The organism is Haloimpatiens massiliensis, from assembly GCF_900184255.1.
Classification (GTDB): Bacteria; Bacillota; Clostridia; order Clostridiales; family Clostridiaceae; genus Haloimpatiens; species Haloimpatiens massiliensis.
On the sequence record NZ_LT854640.1, the window covers coordinates 2,131,558 to 2,154,546 of the forward strand.

Below are 22,989 nucleotides of genomic sequence, written 5' to 3' on the forward strand. Positions count from 1 at the left end.
CTTCAAAAATCTTAAAATTTCTTAAGAAATTTTATATACTGTTCCCTTTGTATTATTGTGTATTGTATTGTTTTTTTGTTGTTTTATTGTGTATTTATCACTGGTTTATCTTGTGTTTTACTTGGATTATTGATATTATATAAATTAAAGAATCTATTTTAGTATCTACATTTTGTAATAATGCTGGCCCATAGGAGGTGTTTTTATATTGAAAAAGAAAGTTGAAAGAGGACTCTTAGATTATTTAATTGTTTACTTAGGCTGTTCTATACAAGCCTTTGCAGTTACCTGTATCCTAAAACCTAATGGATTAGTAGTAGGTGGATTTACAGGTGTTTCTCTAGTGCTTGGAAAATTATTAAATATTAAATATACATTCATATACTATACCCTTTGTATATCAGTATTAATATTAACTTGGTTTTTACTTGGGAAAAAAGAAGTGCTTAAAATTTTACTTCTATCTACTACCTATCCTTTAATATTGATTTTATTTGATAATATAAGTTTTAACTTTATTGAATCTAGTAGCAATGGTACTTTACTATCTTGTATTTACTATGGTATTTTTTCAGGAATTGGTACAGGCCTCATATTAAAAAAGGGATTTTCTCAAGGAAGTTCAGACACTGTAGCTAAAATTCTTAACAAAAAGCTACTTCCTTTTATGAGCATAAGCCAAATTTTACTTATAATTGACATATCAATTCTTTCACTATCAGCTTTTGTTTTTGGCAAGAATGCGGTACTTTATGCCATAGTTATGGAAATGATTTATGCCAAAGTCATGGAATCAGTGTTGTTTGGTTTTGGATCATCTCTTGTTAAAATGGTAGTTATAAGTGAAAAAACTGATGATATTGCAGAGTTTATATTAAAAGAACTGGGAAGGAGTGTTAGCATAGGCACCATTACTGGAGCCTACTCAAACGTAAATAAAAGAAAGGTTATTTTAATTTGCTCCACAAAAGAATCCATGATAGTTAAAAACTTTGCAGCTAAAATAGATAAAAATGCATTTATAAACCTTGTTCCTGTAATATTTGCTTGGGGTAAAGGAGATGGATTTGACCCATTAGAAATTGAATAACTTACAATATTTTAAAGATATAAAAATAAATGCTGTAACATAATCAATTAACTTAACTTTGGAATTTAAATTTCAGACTTTACACTAGATAATTTTTGAAAATATAAATATTAAATAGGGAAGTTTTTCTAAGTCTCACAAAGAAAAACCTCCCTATTTGCCATTTATTATTTAATATTTATTTGTATCTTATTCTTTTATAACTAAATAAAAAGAGAATTACAATTTTATATCTTCGAAAAGTGAATTAATTATTTTTCATACCATTCATTTATAACCTTGATGCTTTCTTCTGATGGATAATAATTTTTATGCTCACCATCCATACCTACTGCAAATACAGAAAACCCTAAAAACCAATTTTCTTTTTCAAAAACAATTCTGTAAGCCTTAAAGCATCTAGCCTGTTCCTTATTGTTCACTATGAAAGATGGCACTGGATTCCATGGTTCCACAGAAGCCTTATTTCTCTTTGGAAATCCCAGTTCACCGAAAAAAATAGGCTTATTCCATTTTAAGTTAAAACTATGGATTTCATCCTTTATATTTTGCTCTCTGTTATATCTTTGAGAGCTAAGTAAGGCATTTTTTAAATTTTCAATAGTATTTTCATCTTTATCCGTAAGTTCAAAATAAGCTGCTATACTTATAAAATCCACTTTAGAAAATACTTTGTTATTTAATTTTTTTAAATAATCTTCCTGAGTTTTTTTATCCCAACTAGCTGTGTACCACCAACAAGTTCTATAAGTTATAAGTCCCTTATAATATTTTCTCACAAAATCTACCGCATCGCACCAATAACCTTCTGCATACTCCATTTGAACAAAATTAGAAGCTACATTCAAAGCATCCACATGATAAGGCACCGCCACATCATCTATCAATACTTTTAACACATTGTTTTTCCAATTCCAAAAAAAATCATCAATATTCTTTGGTTTCCACTGTGTTTCATAAAGTTCTCCATTTTTTATCCAAGGATAAGGTTCTAATATTATATTTATCTTTTTCCACCTTAATTTTTTTATAAGTTTAATGGCCTTCTTTTCACTATTTTTATCCACTTGCATATTATCTGAAGTTAAAGACTGAATATTAACTGCCACTGGTACATTTATAGTATTTAGTCCCAGTTTATCTATATCTTCAATCACCTTATCTATATCATAGTCCGTAGAAAGATTAGCAGATTTGATTTTAACTTTAAATTCCTTATTTAAAGTTTTACCTAGCATCTTGTTTTTAAAATTATTTATACTACCCTTAAAGGATGGATTCAATTGTATCACATAAAATACAAGCACAATAAATATTAATACAATAATTATTTTCTTTCTTTTTTTACCCTTCATACTGTGTAACTTTACTCCCCCTTTATAAAATTAAATTTTTTAATTAATTGCCACCTTACCCCCTAACCATTATTCTAAACCATAATCACAGGATATCTTTATACATCATAATTTTACATTAGGTACATGAAAATAAATAACAAGTCAAAGATGCAGGTATATTTTGTGTCAGACAAGGAAGCAGGTTCCGCCGCTAGTAGAACTATCGGTGGGTTCTGCTGACGCAGTATGACGCAAAATAGACTAACATACTGGCTTGTTATTTATTTGAATGTGCCTTACTTTAAAAATGCATGCTATTTTAATACTACTGTTTTTTGTATTTTTTTATATACATTATTGCTGCAGTCACTGTGAATAAAATAACTACAATCAAAAATACTATTAAAGACTTTGTTCCAGCACTCATGCTAGCAATTTTACTAAAACTAAACTTGTTTTCTATCTTATCTTCTTTTTCTCCATAAGTTAGATTTTTAAAATTACCCATTCTATCTATTATTACTGAATTCCCCTTTAGACTCTTAATTAAATTTAAGTCCTTAAGATATCTCTGCGCTAACCCTAAGTCTTTTTCATTTACAGATGTTACCAACATAACTTTACTATTACTATTAAAAGGAGATTGTATAAGTTGTATAGTAGCTATTTCGCTAGCATAGCTTGGAAGTAAATTCACCTTTTCATTAGATTGAAAAGCTGTAAAACCTTTATTAAACTTTACATACATATTTTGGCTAAACTTTTTTACTACTTCATTATTTTCTGGAGTCCCTAGCACTAGTAAATTTCCTTTTGGAGGATTTTTCAATGCCTCACTTGCTGCCAGAACTTTAAAATCTCCACCATTTAAATCTATATCATGTCCCATATGAGCTGCAATGTTTCCAGCCCATGTTAATTGCTGAGAAGAAAATTCATCTGGTAAAATCATAGTAAAATCATTAAATTCACCCTCTGCTACAAAAGGATTAGGATAATTTTCAAAAATAAAATCTCTACCTTCCTTATATGGTAAATGGACGTAAGATTCTGAGCTTATGTACGCCCAAGGATTATCTTCTTCCCTAAAGGTACAGAATACATCCTTTAATTGTAAATCAAAGGCTACTTTAATGTCATAATAACTAGAATTTCTTACATCCTCTGGTATACTTACTTGAAAAGTATCATTATCAGCACTATTAGCACTTAATTTTTTACTAGCTATAGGTGTTTCATTTACATATACCGTAAGTAAGGATCTATCAAAATCCAAATTTTTAGAATATCTGGTTTTTAATACTATATTAGCTGCTTTATTTACTAATCTATTTTTAGGTATATTTAGTGTGAAATTTGACTCCTGTCTAAAAGACCCTGGTAAAAGCACATTATTATATCCTAACTTTGAAAAACTTATATTCTCTAATTCAGTTTTTGATGGATCTTTCACGGTTAAATCTTTATCTACAGTTATACTATCTTCATTTATCTGTTTCATTAAATCCTTACTACTTAATAGCTCTCCCGCTTTTATAAGTTTACTTTCATCTTTAGAAATTACTATTAACATCTTCTTATATTTATTGTACGGTGACTGTACTTCTTTAATCACAGCGCTATTTTTAATGTTTTGTCGCTGCTCTGGACTTAAAAGATTTATTATTTCTTTAGGACATTTATTTTCCTGACCTACGAACACAACATTAGTTGAAGATTTTTCTACTGCATCAGAAAACTTATAAATTTTTGTATTTATATTTTCATACTTTCTTTTAGAACCAAAATTCGCGCAAATCATCATAGCTGTGGTTATTTCTGAACTAGAACTATTATCTGGAACTACCACTATACTATTTACTGGTATCTCATCACTTTCCTTCATATATGGAAAAGGAAAATCTTTTAATGCAGTAGAATCCTCCTTATCCTTAAAGTCTATATGTACATATGATTCTTTATGTATCACTATCCAATTTCCTGTATTAACATCATCAATACATGGTTTTTCCGAAATTCTCTTATATGTCTTAATTTTTATTTCATTGAATCCATCTTTTATTTTATCTTTTGAAATTGGCATTTTAACAGTTCTTTTATTTTCTTTTTTATCTCCTAACCTTATAAAACCAATGGGTGTGTCATTTATTAAAACTGTTAATGTAGAATTTTTATTTTCTAGTAGTTCACTTTCTGTGAATACTAAATTAACATACGAACCTTCAATAGTCCAATTATTGCTAACATCAAAGAAAAAAGCCTTAGTAGCAAAAACACCACTGCCCGTCCAATCCTTTTCAAACCTATAGTTTTTTGACTTTTTATTTATAGAATTATTTAAATTATCTGCCTCTACCAAATTACTATTAGAAATCATCAAAGACAAAGTTAAAATAAATACTAATAAAGTGCTTAATAATTTTTTCATAAATTATCTTTAGAGAGAGTATGTATTATAATTGCCAAACTCCCGCCAAATCCTCCTTCCATATCTAGTGATAAAAGTCTTCAAGCCTCCTTATTACTCACTTTTACTTATTTTTTTACTTTAAATCAATTATTTAATTTATAATTCATATTAAAATCTTTCAGTTTTATACCACTTTACCTCTCTTTTAAATATAATATCTTTGAGATACTGAATTATACCCTTTATAGCCACTACCATCCAAAGTTGACAATATGTAAAATACATAATTGGAACTAAAACCAGATTTTTTAAATTACTTTCGCCTTTTTCCATACTTAAAGTTAAAAATACTTCCAATATGAAAAGAATATATGCAAGAATCCACAGCACAAGAAAATTTCCAGTAATATGTATTTCTATTTTAGTAAACAAACTTAATAAGAAAATCCCATCAGATATTATTACAGAGGAAAGGAATAAAAAATACACTGTAAAAAAGTAAAATATATCAAATATGACACTTTTAGCATTATTATTAAATATTCCTTTTATGTATTTAAGCAAAACATAAATGTTCCCCTTTGCCCATCTAGTACGCTGTTTAAACCATACTTTTAAATTTTCTGGTTCCTGTTCCCAGGTTACTGACTTTGGCATAAATTTTATTTTATATCCCATTTTATATATTCTAAAACTTATTTCTGTATCCTCAGCTATAGCCTTTATATCCCATCCTGACAGTTCTTCAATTATGTTTCTTCTAACTATAAAATTAGTGCCTGGTATGGTACAAAGATTTAAAAGCTGCCATCTTCCTGCTTGAGCCATCCACTGAAAACTTAAAGTTTCTATATTTATGAATTTAGTTAGGAGATTCCTAGCTTTATTTCTAGTTCTAAATTTTCCTATAACTGCTCCAAGACTTTCATCCTTGTGTATAGTATTCACCAAATATCTAAGTGCATTTTTCTCTGGAGTATTATCTGCATCATATACAGCAATATACTCTCCTTTAGATATCGCAAATCCCTTGTTAAGTGCATTAGATTTACCTTTACCGCCATTTTTCTCATCTGTATTTATAATGGTAAAATTATATTTACCGTAATCCTCTTTTATTTTTTCAAGCAATTGCCTTGTATTATCAGATGAATTATCATTTATTACAATAAGTTCCATTTTGTCCCTTGGATAATTTAAAAGCAATAGAGATTTCACGGTTCTTCCTATGACCTTTTCTTCGTTATGTGCAGGTACCAGTATTGAAACCATAGGATAATCATTTAAATCCTCTATAGTTTTCTCTATAGTTTTTCTATAGTATTTATATCCTGATATAGACAGCACAATATTCATAAGAAGTAACATCCATATAGAAACCAAAGAGTATATAAATAAATAATCTACAAAATTTAATTCCTTCATAATTTATCACCTTAAAAATTTCTTTCTATCTATTTTTTTCAACACTATAAAAATAATTAAGAATATAATACAAAATATAGATACTATAACTATAAAAACTAAATTTACATTCCCTATATACCCTACTTTCTTAGGTTTTTCTACCTTTGCATTATTGTACTTTTCTTTAGGATAACTTACTTCAATTCTTCCTGCTTTGGACTTTATACTTATGTCATTCCATTTAACCCAGTTATCTTCTTTTTTTAAATCTAAAAAATCTACATTTTGACTTTTAAAAAATTGCACTATTTCCTTAAGGTATCCAATATCTAAATAGCAATGAAAGAAAGCCCCTACTATATACCCTTTTGATAATGCAACTTGTTTAAAATTTTCCTTTATGTTAGATATGGATAGTATATTTTCTGGATCCACATACCCTAAATTTTCTGGAATTAATTTATTAAATGCATCTGTATCATAAAGCTTATATGGAAAAGATGTAGTAGTAAACTTTTGATTATTACTTTGATATTGGCCTACATAAGTAGAAAAATATTTTTTAATTTCCTTATATCCTTTAATATCCATAGCATAATGGGGAGCCTCAAACCCCAAAGGGTATATACCATTTTTCACGCATTCCTTTAATCCACTTCCAACTTTATCATACACATATCTTTCCATATCACCTTTTAATGGCTGATCCTTTTGACCATCCCAAAATTCAAATCCCTCTCCAGAAGCCTCTTCTCTGGAGTTTTGGTGAGTATATCCATGAAGTATTACACTTCCTCCTCTTTCCTGCATATACCTTATGGTCTCTGAAAAATCCTTCTTATGTGAAATAGTATTTACATATCCTGTTTTAGTATCTACATAAGTAGGTATTAGAGCTATCATGAAAGGCACTCCCTCTTCATTAAGATAATCCGCTATAACTCTAAGCTGCTTTTGATCCCTAAAGGGATGTACATCTTCTATTCTTACATATACTTTACCCTTATTATCTCTTTTAAAGGAAAACATATGGTTTAGTAAATCTGAAAATATGTAAAAAAGCACTGAGTTATCATCTACTCTAGATACGTACCATAGATTTCCACTGTTTAATGCATAGGGATAAAATTCTCTACCATCACTTATGTAAGATAAAATTTGTACTTGATTATTTATAGGCTTAAGTATAGTAAATAACTCCTTTGATTCTATTATGAACTTTTCCATACTCTTCACTGACTTGTTTTTTTCTTCACTACTACTGTAATATATCTCTGTAATATCCATCTTCTTGCCTGAATATTGTAAATTATATTTTGAATTATTTTCAAGAAAAAACTCTATACCTTTGCCAATCCAGCATATTTTGCCTTTATACTCCTTTAAATCTTTTATAAGTTCTCTATTATTTAATTCCCCATCGATACCTAATACAAAAACATAATCATAATTATTTAAATAGCCAGATTTATATTTTTCTACATTTATGTCTTCACCTTTTAAATCATAGGCTCCAAAAAGTTCTTTAATACTATTGACCACATTATCACTATAGCTGAAATAATTATGTCTATCATATATTACTAAAGCTTTTTTTCTTTTTTCAATGCTACTAACCTTAAGGCTTATGGAATTAAACATTCCTAAAAACACAAGGGCAAATAATACTACTCTTGCACCCTTTGGGTTTTTCTTATTTTTTCTAATCCACATCATATTCCAATTCCCTTTCAGTTAATTCTTTAAATTGGAAAGAATTTTCTATAGATTTATTGTATTGGTGAGCTCCTATTTTAACTTCTATATTTATATTTTTGCTCTTTTCTTTTTCTTGTAAATTTAATTCCCTTATTTTTTCCTTAATTCTTTCTTTTACAACCTCTGCTCCTTTTATGTCCGTGTCTTCCATTAAAATAGCTAAAGTATCTTTAGATAATTTATATCTTATATCTTCATTTCTAGTTGAATCCATCACACACTTACTTATTTCTTTCATAAGCTCTGCCATTTTACTTTCACCTAGAAAACCACTTAGCTGCTGAAAATAGCTAACTTTTATAATCATCAAAGATAAAGTAGTATTATGTCTTTTAACTCTACTTATAGTCCTATCTAAATCCATGTAAAACGCTTTTAAATTACTTAGTCCAGTATTTTTATCTATGGTTATAAGTTCTTTGTACTGCATTCTTAATTTATTATTAATACTCTGCATCTGGTTTATATTATAAGATAACTTTCCAGATATAAATCCACTTAAAGGTATAGATATCATCCAAAAATAAGTTAGAATTTCTACAGATTTTCCTAAAATAATGCTACTGTAAAGTATATAACTAGCATAAAAAAATATAACCACTATGCTAGACAAAAGTCCTCCTATAATACCTTTAAAATAAGCTATAATAGCTACTAAAAAAACTAATGCTAACATAATAAAGTCTAGTAATATGCTTTTAGTAAAATTAATATATAAAAAACTAGTTGTTAGAAATATTATTAAAAACAATAACAAAAAGAACATGTCTATATTCTTAGCTTCTTCATTCATAAGTTTCCTCCATTTTATACATAATTAATTATACGATTAACCCACAATAAGGTACAATATGGTAGAATTATGAAATTTATCCTCCATGACTTGCATAAAAGCTCGGAACAATAAATTTAATTTAAACAGTTCCTTCGCTTCTTATGCAAGTCATTCCAGAGAAATTTCATAATTCAAGTAATATAATGCTTTTTGTGGGTTAATCATTATATTACTTTTTATATTTCTGTTGATTAAAACAAATGATTCTTGATATTGAATAATTATCAATTTTTTAAAGCAATTAGTATTTTATATTATTAACCAGTAATTATTATAGTTATTAATATATTTACTAATAACTATTATTCAATCCATTTTACCATAATTACTAAAAACATTATATACTTTTTTAAGCTATCTGTATGTATTATTAATTGAAAATAAGGTGAGTTTTTACACACAAAAAAATAAAATCTACTTTAAGTTTTATCTATCTTAAAGCAGATTTTCAATTACCTTTTATAATTAGACACATAAAAATAAATAATTCAACTTTCGCAGTTATAAAATAAAAATATATAATTTGCAGATAAGTAGTAGGTACTAGCTAAGAAGTAAAAGTTGTTGAATAAATAACAAGTCAGTATGCTAGTATATTTAACTTGTTATTTATTTTCATGTACTTTATGTTTTTATAATTCTTCTGATACATTCTTACCCATAATAACTGCCTTATCTAATATATCCTCTCTCTCCCACACAGGTACTTCATCTGTATTAGCACAAAATAAACTATATTTATATTTTGCATTTACAGCTTTTAAGAATAAATCTATAACTGGTATTGAAGCATCAAATTGTTCCTCATGCTCCTTTGATCCACCCACGCATAGAAATACTCCTATTCTTTTTTTATCTCTATCTATAGAAGGATTGTTTAATTGATATTTACTAGACCAAAACATCTGGCACCTGTCTATCATTATTTTAGTAAGACTACTAACAGTATTAAAATAAAGTGGTGAAGCTATTATAGTACAGTCACTTTCATCAAAAGCCTTATAGAGTTTTTGCATATCATCATTAATACAGCACCTTCCAGTATCTGCACAATAATAGCATGAAGTACATGGTGCAATGTTCAAATCTCTCAAATAAATCTTTTGTATATGAACTTTTTCTTTGTCCATGCCTTCTAAAACTTTATCCAAAAGAAAATCTGTATTCTTACCTTTTCTTGGACTGCCTACTATAGCTAAAACCCTTTTCATCTTATTTCCTCCAATACCATGCTTTTTATTAGGTTATATTTTAAATGAATTCTCGCTAATTTTATAATAACATATTCTATGATTAAATCACAAAAGGTACAATGTGGTGGAATTATGAAATTTCTCCTTCATGACTTGCATAAGAGCTCGGAACAATAAATTTAATTTAAACAGTTCCTTTGTTTCTTATGCAAGTCATTCCAGAGAAATTTCATAATTCAGGTAATGTAATGCTTTTTGTGGCATAATCATTCTATATTATTATAACTACTCCATATGATTTTACCTTACCTATTTATATAATTCCCTTTATATTTAAGTCTTGTTTTATTATTTTAAACTAAATTATACACTTCTACAATTTGTGTCTCTGAAAATTTCTCCATAGATTCCACTGCTGCATCTAAAGTATCTAGGGAAGTGAATATTTTTATAGAATTTTCTACAGCTTTTCTTCTTATTCTAAATCCGTCTCTCTCTGAGTTATTCCCTTTAGTTGGAGTATTTACTACAAATTCTATTTTTTTGCTGCTTATGCAGTCTAATATATTTGGAGTTCCACTGCTTATCTTATTTACCTTCTCTACACTTATTCCGTTTGTTTGGAGAAGTTTTGCAGTTCCTTCAGTGCATATGAAGGTAAAACCTAGTTTATGTAGTTTTTTAGCTATGTGTAAAAATTCCTCTTTATCCTGCTCTTTTATAGTAGCTAATACTACTCCCTTATCCTTAATTATATTTCTATTAGCTGCTATAAATCCCTTCTGTAGAGCTTCCTTAAGAGTTTTTCCCACACCTAGTACTTCTCCTGTGGACTTCATTTCTGGTCCTAAACTCACTTCCACATTATGAAGCTTTTCAGTGGAGAACACAGGTACTTTTACTGCTACCAAATCCGGTTCTTTGTATATTCCTGTACCATATTCTAAATTCTTTAGCTTTTCACCCATTATTACTCTTGTAGCTAATTCTACTACCGGAATTTTGCTTATTTTGCTTATGTAAGGCACTGTACGGCTAGCTCTAGGGTTTACTTCTATTACATAAACCTCTTCTTTAAATTCTATAAACTGAATGTTTATCATCCCCAATACATTCATTTCTAGGGCAAGCTTACGTGTATAATCTAAAATTTTATCCTTTACTCCTTCTTTTATACTTTTTCCTGGGTACATGGTTATACTGTCTCCTGAATGTACACCAGCTCTTTCTAAATGCTCCATTATTCCAGGTATTAATATATCCTGTCCATCACATATAGCATCCACTTCTATCTCAGTTCCCATAAGGTATCTATCTATTAATACTGGATTCTTTTTATCCTGCTTAAATGCCTTTTCTAAATAATGTACTAGCTCCTTTTGGTTATGAGTTATTTCCATGCCTTGTCCTCCAAGCACATAGGATGGTCTTACTAACACTGGATATCCTATTTCTTCTGCATGGGCTATTCCTTCCTCTACATTCCATACAGCTTTTCCTTTAGGCCTTTTTATATTAAGTTTTTCTAATACCTCATCAAACTTTTCTCTATCCTCAGCTAAATCTATATCTTCTGTACTTGTTCCTAAAATCTTAATATTTTTTTCTTTTAAAAATCCTGCTAGCTTAATGGCTGTTTGTCCTCCAAACTGCAAAACTACTCCTTCTGGCTTTTCTTTTTCTATTATATTAAAAACATCTTCTTCTGTAAGAGGCTCAAAATACAGTTTATCTGATATATCAAAGTCTGTGCTTACAGTTTCGGGATTATTGTTAATTATTATGGTCTCTATGCCTAATTTTTTTAAGGCTTTTATGCAGTGTACTGATGCATAGTCAAATTCTATACCCTGTCCTATTCTTATAGGGCCTGAGCCTATGACTACTACTTTTCTTTTATTACTTACTGCTACCTCATCTTCTATTTCATATGTGGAGTAATAATATGGTGTTAATGCTTCAAATTCTGCTGCACAAGTATCCACCATTTTATACACTGGATTTATTCCCCATATAGTTCTAAGCTCTAATATAGTATTAGGATTCACCTTTAATAAATCCCCTATACCCTTATCTGAAAATCCTTTTTTCTTTAAACTATACATCCATTCTTTATTTAAACCATCTATAGTGCTATTTTTTAGTGTTTCCTCTTCTTCCACAATATCCTTTATTTTATCCACAAAATATCTATCTATGCCTGTTATTTCACAGACTTTTTCCACACTATATCCTCTTCTTAACATTTCTGAAAGTTTAAAAATCCTCTCATCATCTGGATTCTTTACGCTTTCCCTTAATTCCTTTAAGTTCATATGGGCAACTCCATGGTATGCCAGTGAATATGCTCCTATTTCTAGTGAACGAATCCCCTTTAGAAAAGCCTCTTGAAAATTTCTACCTACAGCCATTATTTCTCCTGTAGCCATCATCTTTGTACCCAATATTCTATTTGCATCTTTAAACTTATCGAAAGGCCATTTTGGTATTTTAACAACCACATAATCCAATGAAGGTTCAAAGCAAGCATAGGTCTTTTTTGTTACTGCATTTTTTATTTCATGAAGTCCGTAACCTAAAGCTATTTTTGCAGCTACTTTTGCTATAGGATATCCTGTAGCTTTTGAAGCTAAGGCTGAGGACCTACTTACTCTAGGGTTTATCTCTATAACCGCATATTGAAAACTCTTAGGGTTTAATGCAAACTGTACATTACATCCGCCTTCTATACCCACTGCATCTAATATTTTTAAAGCTGACGTTCTAAGTAGTTGATATTCCTTATCTGAAAGTGTTTGACTCGGTGCCACTACTATGCTGTCTCCTGTATGTACTCCTACTGCATCTATGTTTTCCATATTGCATACACATATGGAATTTCCGAAAGAATCCCTCATTACCTCATACTCTACTTCTTTCCATCCCTTTACACTTTTTTCTAGTAATACTTGGTGTACAGGACTTAGTTCCAATCCCATTTTAAGTATTTCCCTTAACTCTTCTTCATCTTTTGCAATACCGCCGCCAGTTCCCCCTAAGGTATAAGCCGGTCTTACTATTAATGGATATCCTATTTTAGAGGCAAAATCTAGCCCTTCATCCATTTCATTAACTATGCTGCTTTCTATAACTGGCTCATTTATCTCTTGCATTATGCTTCTGAAGCTTTCCCTATCTTCCCCTCTTTTTATAGCTTCTACAGAAGTACCTATTACTTTAACATCATACTCATCTAGTATACCTTCTTCATGAAGAGCCACCGCCATATTTAAAGCTGTTTGTCCCCCCATACCCGCCAATAAACTATCTGGTCTTTCTTTTTCTATAATTCTTTTTACAAATTCAACAGTAAGCGGTTCTATATAAACTTTGTCTGCCACTTGGCTATCTGTCATTATAGTAGCCGGGTTACTATTTACCAAAACCACTTCTACTCCTTCTTCCCTCAATGCCTCACATGCCTGTGTTCCTGAATAGTCAAATTCTGCTGCCTGTCCTATAACTATTGGACCTGAACCTATTACCAATACTTTTTTTATCTCTCTATTTAAACCCATACTAAATTCCTCCTATTGAAAATCATCATATTTTGCATACTATCTAAAGTCTTCTTAAATGACTTTTAATTCAAAACGCTCTCTCACTACAAATATTGCAATTATTAACTGAACTTTCGCACATAATTTTCAAATTCTAAATCAAATAAACAAAGAAAATACAAATATAGTTTTTAATTTAAATTTCAAAATGTAAAATTTAAAATGAAGGTTGAAATTCCTATAGAATTTCTTGAATTTATATTTTATCAAAAACTCCTAAAGAAGTTTTATCCTTAAAATTTTGAATTTTAAATTCTAAATTTTATTTTGTAACTGCAAAAGTTGAATTAATCATTAACTCTAGATATAAAGTTTTGTTCTATAATTTCTTAAGCTATAGCTTTAAAAATTCATCGAATAAATACTGATTTTCCATAGGGCCAGGACTTGCTTCTGGATGATACTGCACACTGAATATACGTTGTTTTGTGTTTCTCATGCCCTCTACAGATCCATCATTTAAACTTACATGGGTAACCACCATATTCTCTGGCATTTCTTTTACAACATAACCATGATTTTGAGAGGTTATATAAACTCTATTTTTCTCTAAATCTTTTACTGGATGATTGCATCCCCTGTGTCCAAACTTCAATTTTTCTGTACTTCCTCCTAGGGCTAATGCTAAAAGCTGATGTCCAAGGCATATGCCTCCTATAGGTTTTTTACCCACTAGTTTTTTTATATTTTCTATAACTTCTGTCAAATCCTCTGGATCTCCAGGCCCATTAGACAAGAATATTAAATCTGGATTTAAATTAATCACTTCTTCTGGCTTTGTGTAAGCTGGAAATACTGTTATTTTGCAATTTCTTTCTTTAAAGCATCTTATTATATTTTCTTTTACTCCAAAATCCATAAGAGCTATATGCTTACCACTTCCATCTACAGTGTATTTTTCCTTAGTAGTCACTTCCCTAACTGCATTGACATTTGAAAAACTTTTAATTTTCTCTTGTACTGCTTCCTTATTGATTTCCCCTAGGGCTATTACACCTCTCATGGTTCCACTATTTCTTAAAACTCTAGTTAAAGCTCTCGTATCTAAGTTTTCAATGCCTATTATTTTATTCTGTTTTAAGTAACTGTCTAGATTCATCTCAGCTCTAAAATTACTAGGATTTTTACAATATTCTTTAACTATAAACCCCTTTACCTTTGGACTTTTAGACTCTAAATCCTCCAAATTCACTCCATAATTCCCTATCAAAGGATAAGTCATAGTCACTATCTGTCCCCAATAAGAAGGATCTGTAAGTATCTCCTGATATCCTGTTATTCCGGTGTTAAAAACCACTTCTCCTACAGCATCTTCTAAATATCCAAAGGCTTCTCCTGAAAATACCGCACCATTTTCTAAAATCAAATTAGCTTTCAATTTCATTCCTCCAATACGTAAATTTTTCTTAAGTTCATTTTTGTTTCTTTCGCAGAGTTTATTTTTCTACCATATTTATCCACTTTATAACTCTTGTTTTAATTCCAGTGTTTATTGTGCTTATGAAGAATTTACTTAATAAGCATACTTCACTATAACTAGAGTTTAGAAGGATTTATATTGATATAAAAAATAACAAAAAGGATAGTAAAGGAAATATTAAAAATTCCCTACTATCCTACTACTATTCACATCTTTATTTGATTTTTCATGAAATTTACTAATTATGAATTTCGAATTTATTGCATTGGTATTTTCTTTTAAAAATGCACCACAAAAAAACATAATCCTTCCTCCTTTCTGGCCTCACGGGACCAATTTAAAGCAATTCATCTGTTGTTCAATATACAACTAAATTAAAGTTTATACATTTTAGTGTATTTAAATTTATTTTTTTTATTATTTTAATGCAAAACTTGAATACTGTCAAATGTTTTTTTGTATGTTAAAGGAGTTTTAAAAAACTTACATTTCATTTTATTTCACATATAACTATTTTTATATTAGGTACATGAAAAGAAATAAAAAGTCAAAGATGCTAGTATATTCACTTATTATTTATTTGAATGTGCCTTAATAAATCTTTTACTATAAGTGACCTTCCTAAGATAGAAATTACTCATCCAAGGCATCTTAGTGAACATAAAGATTTTTAGCAGCTTTTATACACAATACTTATGCAATTGTTAGAATATCAACTACTAAACCTTATAATGAACATAAGAACTTTTCCTACTTCATAGTCTTGAAACTCCATAGGCTTTAAATCCCGTAGGTCCTACGGTAGAACTGGGGATTATACAATCCCCGTATATTTAAAAAGAATGTGGGCGCAAAATTTTTTTCATAAGAGTTACATTTATTTTTTCCCCCAAATTAAGCGGAATATTTGTATTTAATGATTTATAATTGTACTCTAAATTTAAATAACTATCACTATTTTCCACGTAAATAAGACTTTTATTATACCAGCAACTCTTATACTCTAAAAACTTACAGAACTTGCTCCAAGAAAAACTTTTTAGATGTGCACAATTTTCTATATAATCTGTGCCTTTTTTCACATTACATTCCTGAATATATATGATTTGATTTTCATCAACTATATTCTTTGAAAGTTTATGTAAAAAATCATCTCTTTTATTTTGAATTTTTTCATAGAGCTTTCCTATTTGTTTCTCTAATTTTTTTCTATTATTGCTTTCTTTTTCTTTACTAAGCAATTTTCTTTCTAATTTTTTTATTTTTTTTATATATTTAAAATAATAAATACTTTTATCATTGCTTATGGTAATAAAATCTTTCATCTGAAGACTTATTATATTTTTACCTTCTGTAGAAGGAATTTGACGTTTTTTCTGTTCTGTTATTACGGATACGTAATACTTACCACTAGAACTTTTGATAACTGTGGCACTTATTATTCTTCCTTCAACTTTTCTATGAACTTTTGCGTCTACCCATTTAAGTTTAGGTAACTTTATTTTTCCATCCTTAATTACTATATTGGAATTAACACAATTTACAGTGTAACACTTTCTAATACTTTTTTTACTTTTAAAATTAGGAAATCCAAAGGCCTTATTTTTAAAAAAATTTTGAAAGGCCTTATCTAAATTCCTAATTGATATTTGCAAAGAAGTGCTGTCCGCTACTTTTAGCCAGGGATACTGTTTTTTTAATAAGGGAAGATGATTTTGTTGTTCCAGGTATCCAATAGTTTTACCTGCAGAGTCATAGGCTCTTATTCTCTGAGATAAAAAGTAATTATATACAAACCTAACACAACCAAAATTCTTTTCAATTTTAGCTATTTGATGAATGTTTGGATAAATCCTGAACTTGTAACCTTTGTTTAAGAGAGAACTATTTTTCACAGACAACACCTCCTCTTGCTCTAAATGATAATAAAAAAAGGTAGAGAAATATCTCTACCTTCGTGGTCTAAATTCGGTGATGTGGAAACTATTCCACTTGGTTAAAACTTCGTGTTCAACCAAATATTTAATTTATCTAACAATTAGATTGTAACACTAATATAAATGTATGTCTATAGTAAAATTAATTTTTTAACAAAATATTTTAATTTTTCAATTTATTTAACCATTAACACTTATTATTTATCTCTTCCCTCAGTGTACGCATACTTAAGTTCTACACCACTACCAAATAAAGGACTCATTAAATTCTTAACATATTTGTATCTATAAGTATTTCTCTTTCTATAAACTGTTGGAGCTATAACTGCATCTTCATAAAGTAATATTTTTTCTGCTTCTTTATATGCTGCCAATCTTTCCTTTTCATCTAAAGATTTCATACCAGTTTTAACTAAATCGTCGTATTTCTTGTTTGACCATCCTGTTGGAACTATACCTGCATCTGTCATCCACATATCGAAGAATGTGTTAGGGTCATTGTAATCGCCTGTCCAAGCCATACCAGCTACTTGATATTGCATTTCATCAGTTCTCTTTTGGAATACTGGCCATTCAACATACTCAGCTTTTAAATTTACTCCTAAACTCTTCTTATACATTTGTTGCATATACTCTGCATATGTTCTATACCACTGATCTGTACCAGCAAATAACATTGTAACATCTAATTTAGCTGGATCCTCTGACATGCCAAGCTCTTTTAATCCCTTAGCTAATAAAGCTTTTGCATCTTTATTTTCTTCAACTAATTTCTTTATTGGTTCTTCTCCAACTAACTCTCTAAAGTCTTTTCCACCTAATTGTAGTGATGGTGGTGCCCATCCATAAGCAGCTTCGTTTACACCTTTAAATATTACGTCAGCTATATCTTCTCTAGTTGTAGCAATAGAAAATGCCTTTCTAACATTTGCATTGCTAAATAATTTATTTTTAGTATTAAAGAAATTGTAGTTTGTTGATGGGTCATAACTCTTCAATACGTCAAATTTACCTGTACCATCAAATTTCTTTATCCACTCCGGTTTAGTAACTGCTAAAGAATCTATATTACCATTATATAATGAATTATATCTTGCATTTTCATCTTTTATAATATTCATTGTAACCTTTGATAATTTAACACTATCCTTATCCCAGTATTTATCATTCTTTTCAAGAACAACTTTACTGTTATGAGTCCATTCTTTTAACACAAATGGGCCAGAAGATACCATTGTATTTGCCTCTGCTCCATACTTTTCTCCATGTTTCTCTACTATATCCTGTCTTTGAGGTAACATTACCTTAAAATAAGTTAAATCCAAAAAGTATGCACATGGTTGCTTAAGAGTTATCTCTAATGTTTTATCATCCTTTGCCTTAACTCCTACTGAATCTGCTGCAGCTTTTCCTGCATTGTATTCATCTGCATTTTTAATTGGTGATAATAGGAATGCATATCCTGAACCCACCTTTGGATCCAATGTTCTTTTTATTCCATATTCGAAGTCTTTAGCTGTAACTTTCTTTCCATCGCTCCACTCATAATCTCTTAAATGGAATGTCCAAACAGTACCATCTTCATTATGCTCCCATTTTTCTGCTCCAGCAGCTTTAATTACATCTTTTCCATCCTTATCCTGTTCAATTCTTGTAAGTCCCTCATTTATTTCTGTAAGTATTTGAGATGAATATAAATCTGTTGATTTTGATGCATCCAATGATTTTGGCTCAGCACCTAAAATTAAATTTAAGTATTGATCCTTATCCATTTTTGCACCTGCAGCTTGCTTATCATCTGTACTTTTCTTTCCACAGCCTACTAATCCTGAGGTAACCAACAATGTTGAACCTAGTACCAAGGAAATTAATTTTTTACTTTTCATTTTAAAAGCCCCCTTTATATTTTCCTTTTTGCAATGTTCCTTTTGATAAATATGAAAATATTACAATAAAAACCTTCTGCTAAAATATAGAATTTTCTTTATTATGAATATAATATGTATTTATTATTCATTTCTTAATTAATATATCACATGTATATATACTTGTCAAATATTTTTTTACATTTTCGTGATCTGCTACTATATATATATTTAACGTTCTTTCTATTATTTTAGTCATTTTTTTATTATTTATTCTTCTTTTAATGTTAATTTTATAACTTTAAATGAGCAAATTTCATAACAAATTATGGAATAAAAATAGACATTCATAATATCCTAGTGTATTATATTTCTGTCAGAAAACATAAACAAAGGATGAATATAAATGTCTACAGAAAATAATATACCATATAATAAAGAGATTAACAATTTCATAATTAAACTTGGATTATCATTATATTTAACACTGCCTCAATTAAAACATGTTTGTGAATTTATCTTTGCAGCCGTAGGTCGTGGGTATGATGGCAAAGTTATTCATATAGCTGAAAGTTGCTATCAGAGTACTTATAGAACATCCATAGGTCAATTTTTATCCAAAAGCCCATGGAATGAAGATTATATTTTGAGAGCATTACAAAAGTTCGCAGTTAATAAAATTTGGCAGTTATCTCGTGATACAGGAAAGCCTATTTATGTGATTATTGATGATACTATCTGTAAGAAGACAAAGCCTTCGTCACGGGCTAAAAATCCTATAGAAAAGTGTCAATTTCATCAATCACATTTAGAAAATAAAAAAGTCTATGGACACCAAGTTGTAGGTGCTTTACTACAATGTGGCGATGTTACAATTCCTTATCAGCTAACGCTTTATGATAAGACTAAAGTCGATAAAGACAATAAAAAATTTACTAAGATTAATATTGCTGTAAATATAATATCTTCATTACCCGAACCACCTATTCAAGGTTTCGTCTTAGGGGATAGTTGGTATAGTGCTGAAATAATTATAAAAACAGCAAAGGCAAAAGGCTTTGAATATATAGGAGCGTTAAAAACTAATAGAATTATATACCCAAAATGCTCGCGCATGAATCATAAAATTAATGGTTTTGCCAAAACTATAAACAAGGAAGACTTTCACCTCGTAACAGTGAATAAGCACTCTTACTATGTTTATAGATATGAGGGCAAAATCAATGGTTTTAAAAATGTTGTAATTCTTATTAGTTATCCTAAAGAAGCTCTCTATAATGAAAAAGCATTAAAATCTTTTATATCAACAGATATAAATCTCACAACAGAAGAAATACTTTTTCAATACCGTGAACGTTGGACAATTGAAGTATTTTTCCGTCAAAATAAGATGGAATTAGGTTTTGATAATTATCAAGTTCGTGGTGAAAAAGCCATAAAGAGATTTTGGATTTTAACTCAATTGACTTATCTTTATTGTACTTGTTGCATAAGCACAGATTGTTCTAAATTTGGAGAAGGTTTAAAAATAGCTCGTAAACAATCCCAACAAGAAGTAATTGCTTGGGTATATTCTCAATATAAAAAAGGAGTTAGTTTAAATGCTATTTTTGATACTCTTAAATTATCACACAATAAGTGTGCTTAAGTAATGTAAAATAATGTAAGTGTTTTTGCTCATTTAAAGTAATTATTTTTTGCATTTAATTATACTAATTGTAAAAAAATTTCATACATTCTTATAAAAACGATAGTTGCTTTTCAATTTATAGTTATGCCTGAATGAAATTTATTCATTTTTAACATTCACTTTTTTATTTTTTAAAAATAAAAAAATTAGAATATTATCTTTTTAAGATAATATTCTAATCCCTTTCTTACCTGCCCCATTCTTATAAACTTACTATATTTTTTTCTTTATTATTCTAATTGTTAATTCTTAATTTTTAATTAGGTGATTAACCCACAAAAAGTATTACATTACTTAAATTATGAAATTTCTCTGTAATAACTTGCATAAGAAGCAAAGGAACTATTTAAATTTAATTTTAGAAATTCTTCTTTTAGACAGATAAAATTATCTCAAGCCTGGCAAGTGAACCTGAGTCAGGACACTGAATGTGAGCGTTAGATAATTTTATATGGCTAAAAGATTAGAATTTCTTAAATTAAATTTATTGTTCCTAGCTCTTATGCACATCATAGAGGATAAGTTTTATAATCCAACCATATTATACCTATTTTTATGGTTTAATCATTAGGTTACAAATTCTTAATTTTAACTATATTTCTCTCGTTTCATTAGATAGCCATTGTTTTTCTTCTACATTTAAGTATGGTGATAATTTTTCGAAAACCATTTTATGATAAGAATTTAACCAAGCTCTTTCTTCCTTTGAAAGCATTTCTACTACTACTCCATCCAAATCGATTGGACAGTAAGTTACAGATTCAAATTTCATAAATTGTCCAAATTCAGTGCTTTCATCCTTAACAACTAAAAGTTCATTTTCTGTTCTAATTCCATGTTTGCCTTCTATATATATTCCTGGCTCGTTGGTTATTATCATGCCTTCTTCTAGTTTTACAGAATTAAATGCAGGGCTTATTCTATGTGGTCCTTCATGTACATTTAAGAAATATCCAACACCATGACCAGTTCCACACTTATAGTCTATGCCATACTCCCAAATTGGCTGTCTAGCTATAGCATCTAAATGAGTTCCAGTGCATCCATATAAAAACTTAGTTCTTGATAATGCTATATTACCTTTTAAAACTAATGTGTAATCTCTTTTTTCTTCTTCAGTTAACTCTCCAAGTACAAAAGTCCTTGTTATATCTGTAGTTCCATCTAAATATTGTCCACCAGAGTCCACAAGCAAGAATCCTTTTGTATCCAATTTGTATGTTAATTCTGGAGTAGCTTTGTAATGCATCATAGCTGCGTGATCTTTATGTCCAGCTATAGTGTCAAAACTTATGCCCATAAAATGTTCTTGTTGTTTTCTAAAACTTTCTAACTTATCTGAAGCAGATATCTCAGTGATTTCTTCTTTTCCTATGCTACTTTTTAGCCAACGGATAAATTTAACCATGGCAACACCATCTCTTACATGGCAATTCTTTAAATTTTCTACTTCTTCTTTGCTTTTGATAGCCTTCATCAAAGTAGTTATATTATTTTCCTCTATAGCTTTACATCCTGCTGGTATAGCATTAAATATCCAATAATTCACCCTATTTGCATCAAAAAGAATTTTCTCATTTTTAAATGATTTAACATAATTTTGTATTTCTTCATATTCTAAAACTTCTACAGAATCATTTTTTAATTCTTCCTCTATTTCCTTTGAAACCTTTGCTTTATCTATGAAAATATAAGCCTTTTCTTTTGTTACTAAAGCATAAGAAGTTACCACTGGATTATTATTAACATCATTTCCTCTTATGTTAAAAAGCCACGCAATATCATCTAAACTAGTCAATAAAAATGTAGTAGCACCTAACTTTTCCATATGCTTTCTCACTTCATTAATTTTATCTACTCTTGATTTTCCTGCAAATTCTACAGCATGAGATATAATAGCTTCTTTTGGGATTTCTGGTCTATCAGTCCAAATCTCTCCTATTAAATCATAGTCAGAAATTATTTTGATATTTTTTTTAGCAAACTTTTTCTCCATGTTTCTAACAGCTGCTACAGAAAATAATCTTCCGTCAAAGCCTATAACTGCCCCTTCTGGTAAAGTATTATAAAGCCATTGTTCATAAGTAGGCACATTAGGTTGTCCCATTTTAAATAAATCTATTCCTGATCCTTCTAACTGTCTAGCTGCTTGTATAAAATATCTTCCATCTGTCCATACACCATTTTGTCCATGAGTTATAACTGCTGTTCCTGCTGAACCAGTAAAGCCAGATATCCACTCTCTTGATTTCCAGTGATTTGCCACATATTCACTTTGGTGAGCATCAAAACTTGGAACTATATAAGCATCCATCTCCTTTTGTTGCATGAGATTTCTTAATGCTTCAACTCTTTCTTTAACTGTCATTTTATTCGCCTCCTACAAAGTAATCCCCAAAATTCATTTTGATAAAAAATTTTAATTATTTTTTCATCTACATAAAATTA

14 protein-coding genes are annotated in these 22,989 nt (G+C 29.3%); 2 read left to right on the forward strand and 12 right to left on the reverse strand.

What is annotated here, in order from left to right; all coding sequences use genetic code 11:
* The first annotated feature begins 208 nt into the window (after positions 1 to 208).
* Entirely contained in the window at positions 209 to 1,090 is an 882-nt protein-coding gene (locus C1715_RS18130) for a YitT family protein (protein ID WP_102401743.1), read from the forward strand.
* 251 nt (positions 1,091 to 1,341) lie between these two features.
* On the opposite strand, the gene C1715_RS18135 is transcribed toward C1715_RS18130, so the two are convergent.
* The 11 genes from C1715_RS18135 to C1715_RS18180 all read right to left on the reverse strand — a co-directional run bounded on the left by C1715_RS18135 (position 1,342) and on the right by C1715_RS18180 (position 18,872).
* Positions 1,342 to 2,445, reverse strand: a complete 1,104-nt coding sequence (locus tag C1715_RS18135; protein ID WP_102401744.1) for a glycoside hydrolase family 113 — start codon at positions 2,443 to 2,445, stop codon at positions 1,342 to 1,344.
* A 307-nt stretch (positions 2,446 to 2,752) separates the two neighbouring features.
* Entirely contained in the window at positions 2,753 to 4,855 is a 2,103-nt protein-coding gene (locus C1715_RS18140) for a cellulose biosynthesis cyclic di-GMP-binding regulatory protein BcsB (RefSeq protein WP_102401745.1), read from the reverse strand.
* Between the two features lie 150 nt (positions 4,856 to 5,005).
* Positions 5,006 to 6,262, reverse strand: coding sequence for a glycosyltransferase family 2 protein (locus tag C1715_RS18145; protein WP_102401746.1), 1,257 nt, complete (start codon positions 6,260 to 6,262; stop codon positions 5,006 to 5,008).
* A 6-nt stretch (positions 6,263 to 6,268) separates the two neighbouring features.
* Positions 6,269 to 7,960 (reverse strand): DUF2334 domain-containing protein, encoded by a 1,692-nt coding sequence (locus tag C1715_RS18150; protein ID WP_242971997.1) that lies wholly within the window; start codon positions 7,958 to 7,960, stop codon positions 6,269 to 6,271.
* Entirely contained in the window at positions 7,947 to 8,795 is an 849-nt protein-coding gene (locus C1715_RS18155) for a GGDEF domain-containing protein (protein ID WP_102401747.1), read from the reverse strand. Before C1715_RS18155 ends, C1715_RS18150 begins: the two co-directional genes overlap by 14 nt.
* Positions 8,796 to 9,469: 674 nt before the next feature.
* Positions 9,470 to 10,048 carry a flavodoxin family protein gene (locus tag C1715_RS18160; RefSeq protein WP_102401748.1) on the reverse strand — a complete coding sequence of 193 codons (579 nt, stop codon included), beginning with the start codon at positions 10,046 to 10,048 and terminating at the stop codon, positions 9,470 to 9,472.
* 335 nt (positions 10,049 to 10,383) lie between these two features.
* Positions 10,384 to 13,587 carry a carbamoyl-phosphate synthase large subunit gene (carB, locus tag C1715_RS18165; RefSeq protein WP_102401749.1) on the reverse strand — a complete coding sequence of 1,068 codons (3,204 nt, stop codon included), beginning with the start codon at positions 13,585 to 13,587 and terminating at the stop codon, positions 10,384 to 10,386.
* Positions 13,588 to 13,963: 376 nt separating this feature from the next.
* The gene (gene carA, locus C1715_RS18170) at positions 13,964 to 15,007 is read right to left on the reverse strand and encodes a glutamine-hydrolyzing carbamoyl-phosphate synthase small subunit (protein ID WP_102401750.1); all 1,044 of its coding nucleotides are present in this window, start codon (positions 15,005 to 15,007) and stop codon (positions 13,964 to 13,966) included.
* A gap of 219 nt (positions 15,008 to 15,226) precedes the next feature.
* The gene (locus tag C1715_RS20145; RefSeq protein ID WP_278320129.1) at positions 15,227 to 15,352 is read right to left on the reverse strand and encodes a hypothetical protein; all 126 of its coding nucleotides are present in this window, start codon (positions 15,350 to 15,352) and stop codon (positions 15,227 to 15,229) included.
* Positions 15,353 to 15,882: 530 nt separating this feature from the next.
* Positions 15,883 to 16,944 (reverse strand): RNA-guided endonuclease TnpB family protein, encoded by a 1,062-nt coding sequence (locus C1715_RS18175; RefSeq protein WP_180964139.1) that lies wholly within the window; start codon positions 16,942 to 16,944, stop codon positions 15,883 to 15,885.
* A 239-nt stretch (positions 16,945 to 17,183) separates the two neighbouring features.
* Positions 17,184 to 18,872 (reverse strand): peptide ABC transporter substrate-binding protein, encoded by a 1,689-nt coding sequence (locus tag C1715_RS18180; protein ID WP_102401752.1) that lies wholly within the window; start codon positions 18,870 to 18,872, stop codon positions 17,184 to 17,186.
* 385 nt (positions 18,873 to 19,257) lie between these two features.
* Between C1715_RS18180 and C1715_RS18185 the strand changes: the two genes are divergently transcribed.
* Positions 19,258 to 20,499, forward strand: coding sequence for an IS701 family transposase (locus C1715_RS18185; protein WP_102399572.1), 1,242 nt, complete (start codon positions 19,258 to 19,260; stop codon positions 20,497 to 20,499).
* Between the two features lie 634 nt (positions 20,500 to 21,133).
* Here the strand turns inward: C1715_RS18185 and C1715_RS18190 are convergent.
* On the reverse strand, positions 21,134 to 22,909 hold the full coding sequence (locus tag C1715_RS18190) for an aminopeptidase P family protein (protein WP_102401753.1): 1,776 nt from the start codon (positions 22,907 to 22,909) through the stop codon (positions 21,134 to 21,136).
* Positions 22,910 to 22,989 lie beyond the last annotated feature (80 nt).

Coding starts and splice junctions, on each gene's coding strand:
- C1715_RS18135 (WP_102401744.1), bottom strand. CDS start 2,445: ATGAAGGGTAAAAAAAGAAAGAAAATAATTATTGTATTAATATTTATT.
- C1715_RS18140 (WP_102401745.1), bottom strand. CDS start 4,855: ATGAAAAAATTATTAAGCACTTTATTAGTATTTATTTTAACTTTGTCT.
- C1715_RS18145 (WP_102401746.1), bottom strand. CDS start 6,262: ATGAAGGAATTAAATTTTGTAGATTATTTATTTATATACTCTTTGGTT.
- C1715_RS18150 (WP_242971997.1), bottom strand. CDS start 7,960: ATGATGTGGATTAGAAAAAATAAGAAAAACCCAAAGGGTGCAAGAGTA.
- C1715_RS18155 (WP_102401747.1), bottom strand. CDS start 8,795: ATGAATGAAGAAGCTAAGAATATAGACATGTTCTTTTTGTTATTGTTT.
- C1715_RS18160 (WP_102401748.1), bottom strand. CDS start 10,048: ATGAAAAGGGTTTTAGCTATAGTAGGCAGTCCAAGAAAAGGTAAGAAT.
- carB (WP_102401749.1), bottom strand. CDS start 13,587: ATGGGTTTAAATAGAGAGATAAAAAAAGTATTGGTAATAGGTTCAGGT.
- C1715_RS20145 (WP_278320129.1), bottom strand. CDS start 15,352: ATGTTTTTTTGTGGTGCATTTTTAAAAGAAAATACCAATGCAATAAAT.
- C1715_RS18180 (WP_102401752.1), bottom strand. CDS start 18,872: ATGAAAAGTAAAAAATTAATTTCCTTGGTACTAGGTTCAACATTGTTG.
- C1715_RS18185 (WP_102399572.1), top strand. CDS start 19,258: ATGTCTACAGAAAATAATATACCATATAATAAAGAGATTAACAATTTC.
- C1715_RS18190 (WP_102401753.1), bottom strand. CDS start 22,909: ATGACAGTTAAAGAAAGAGTTGAAGCATTAAGAAATCTCATGCAACAA.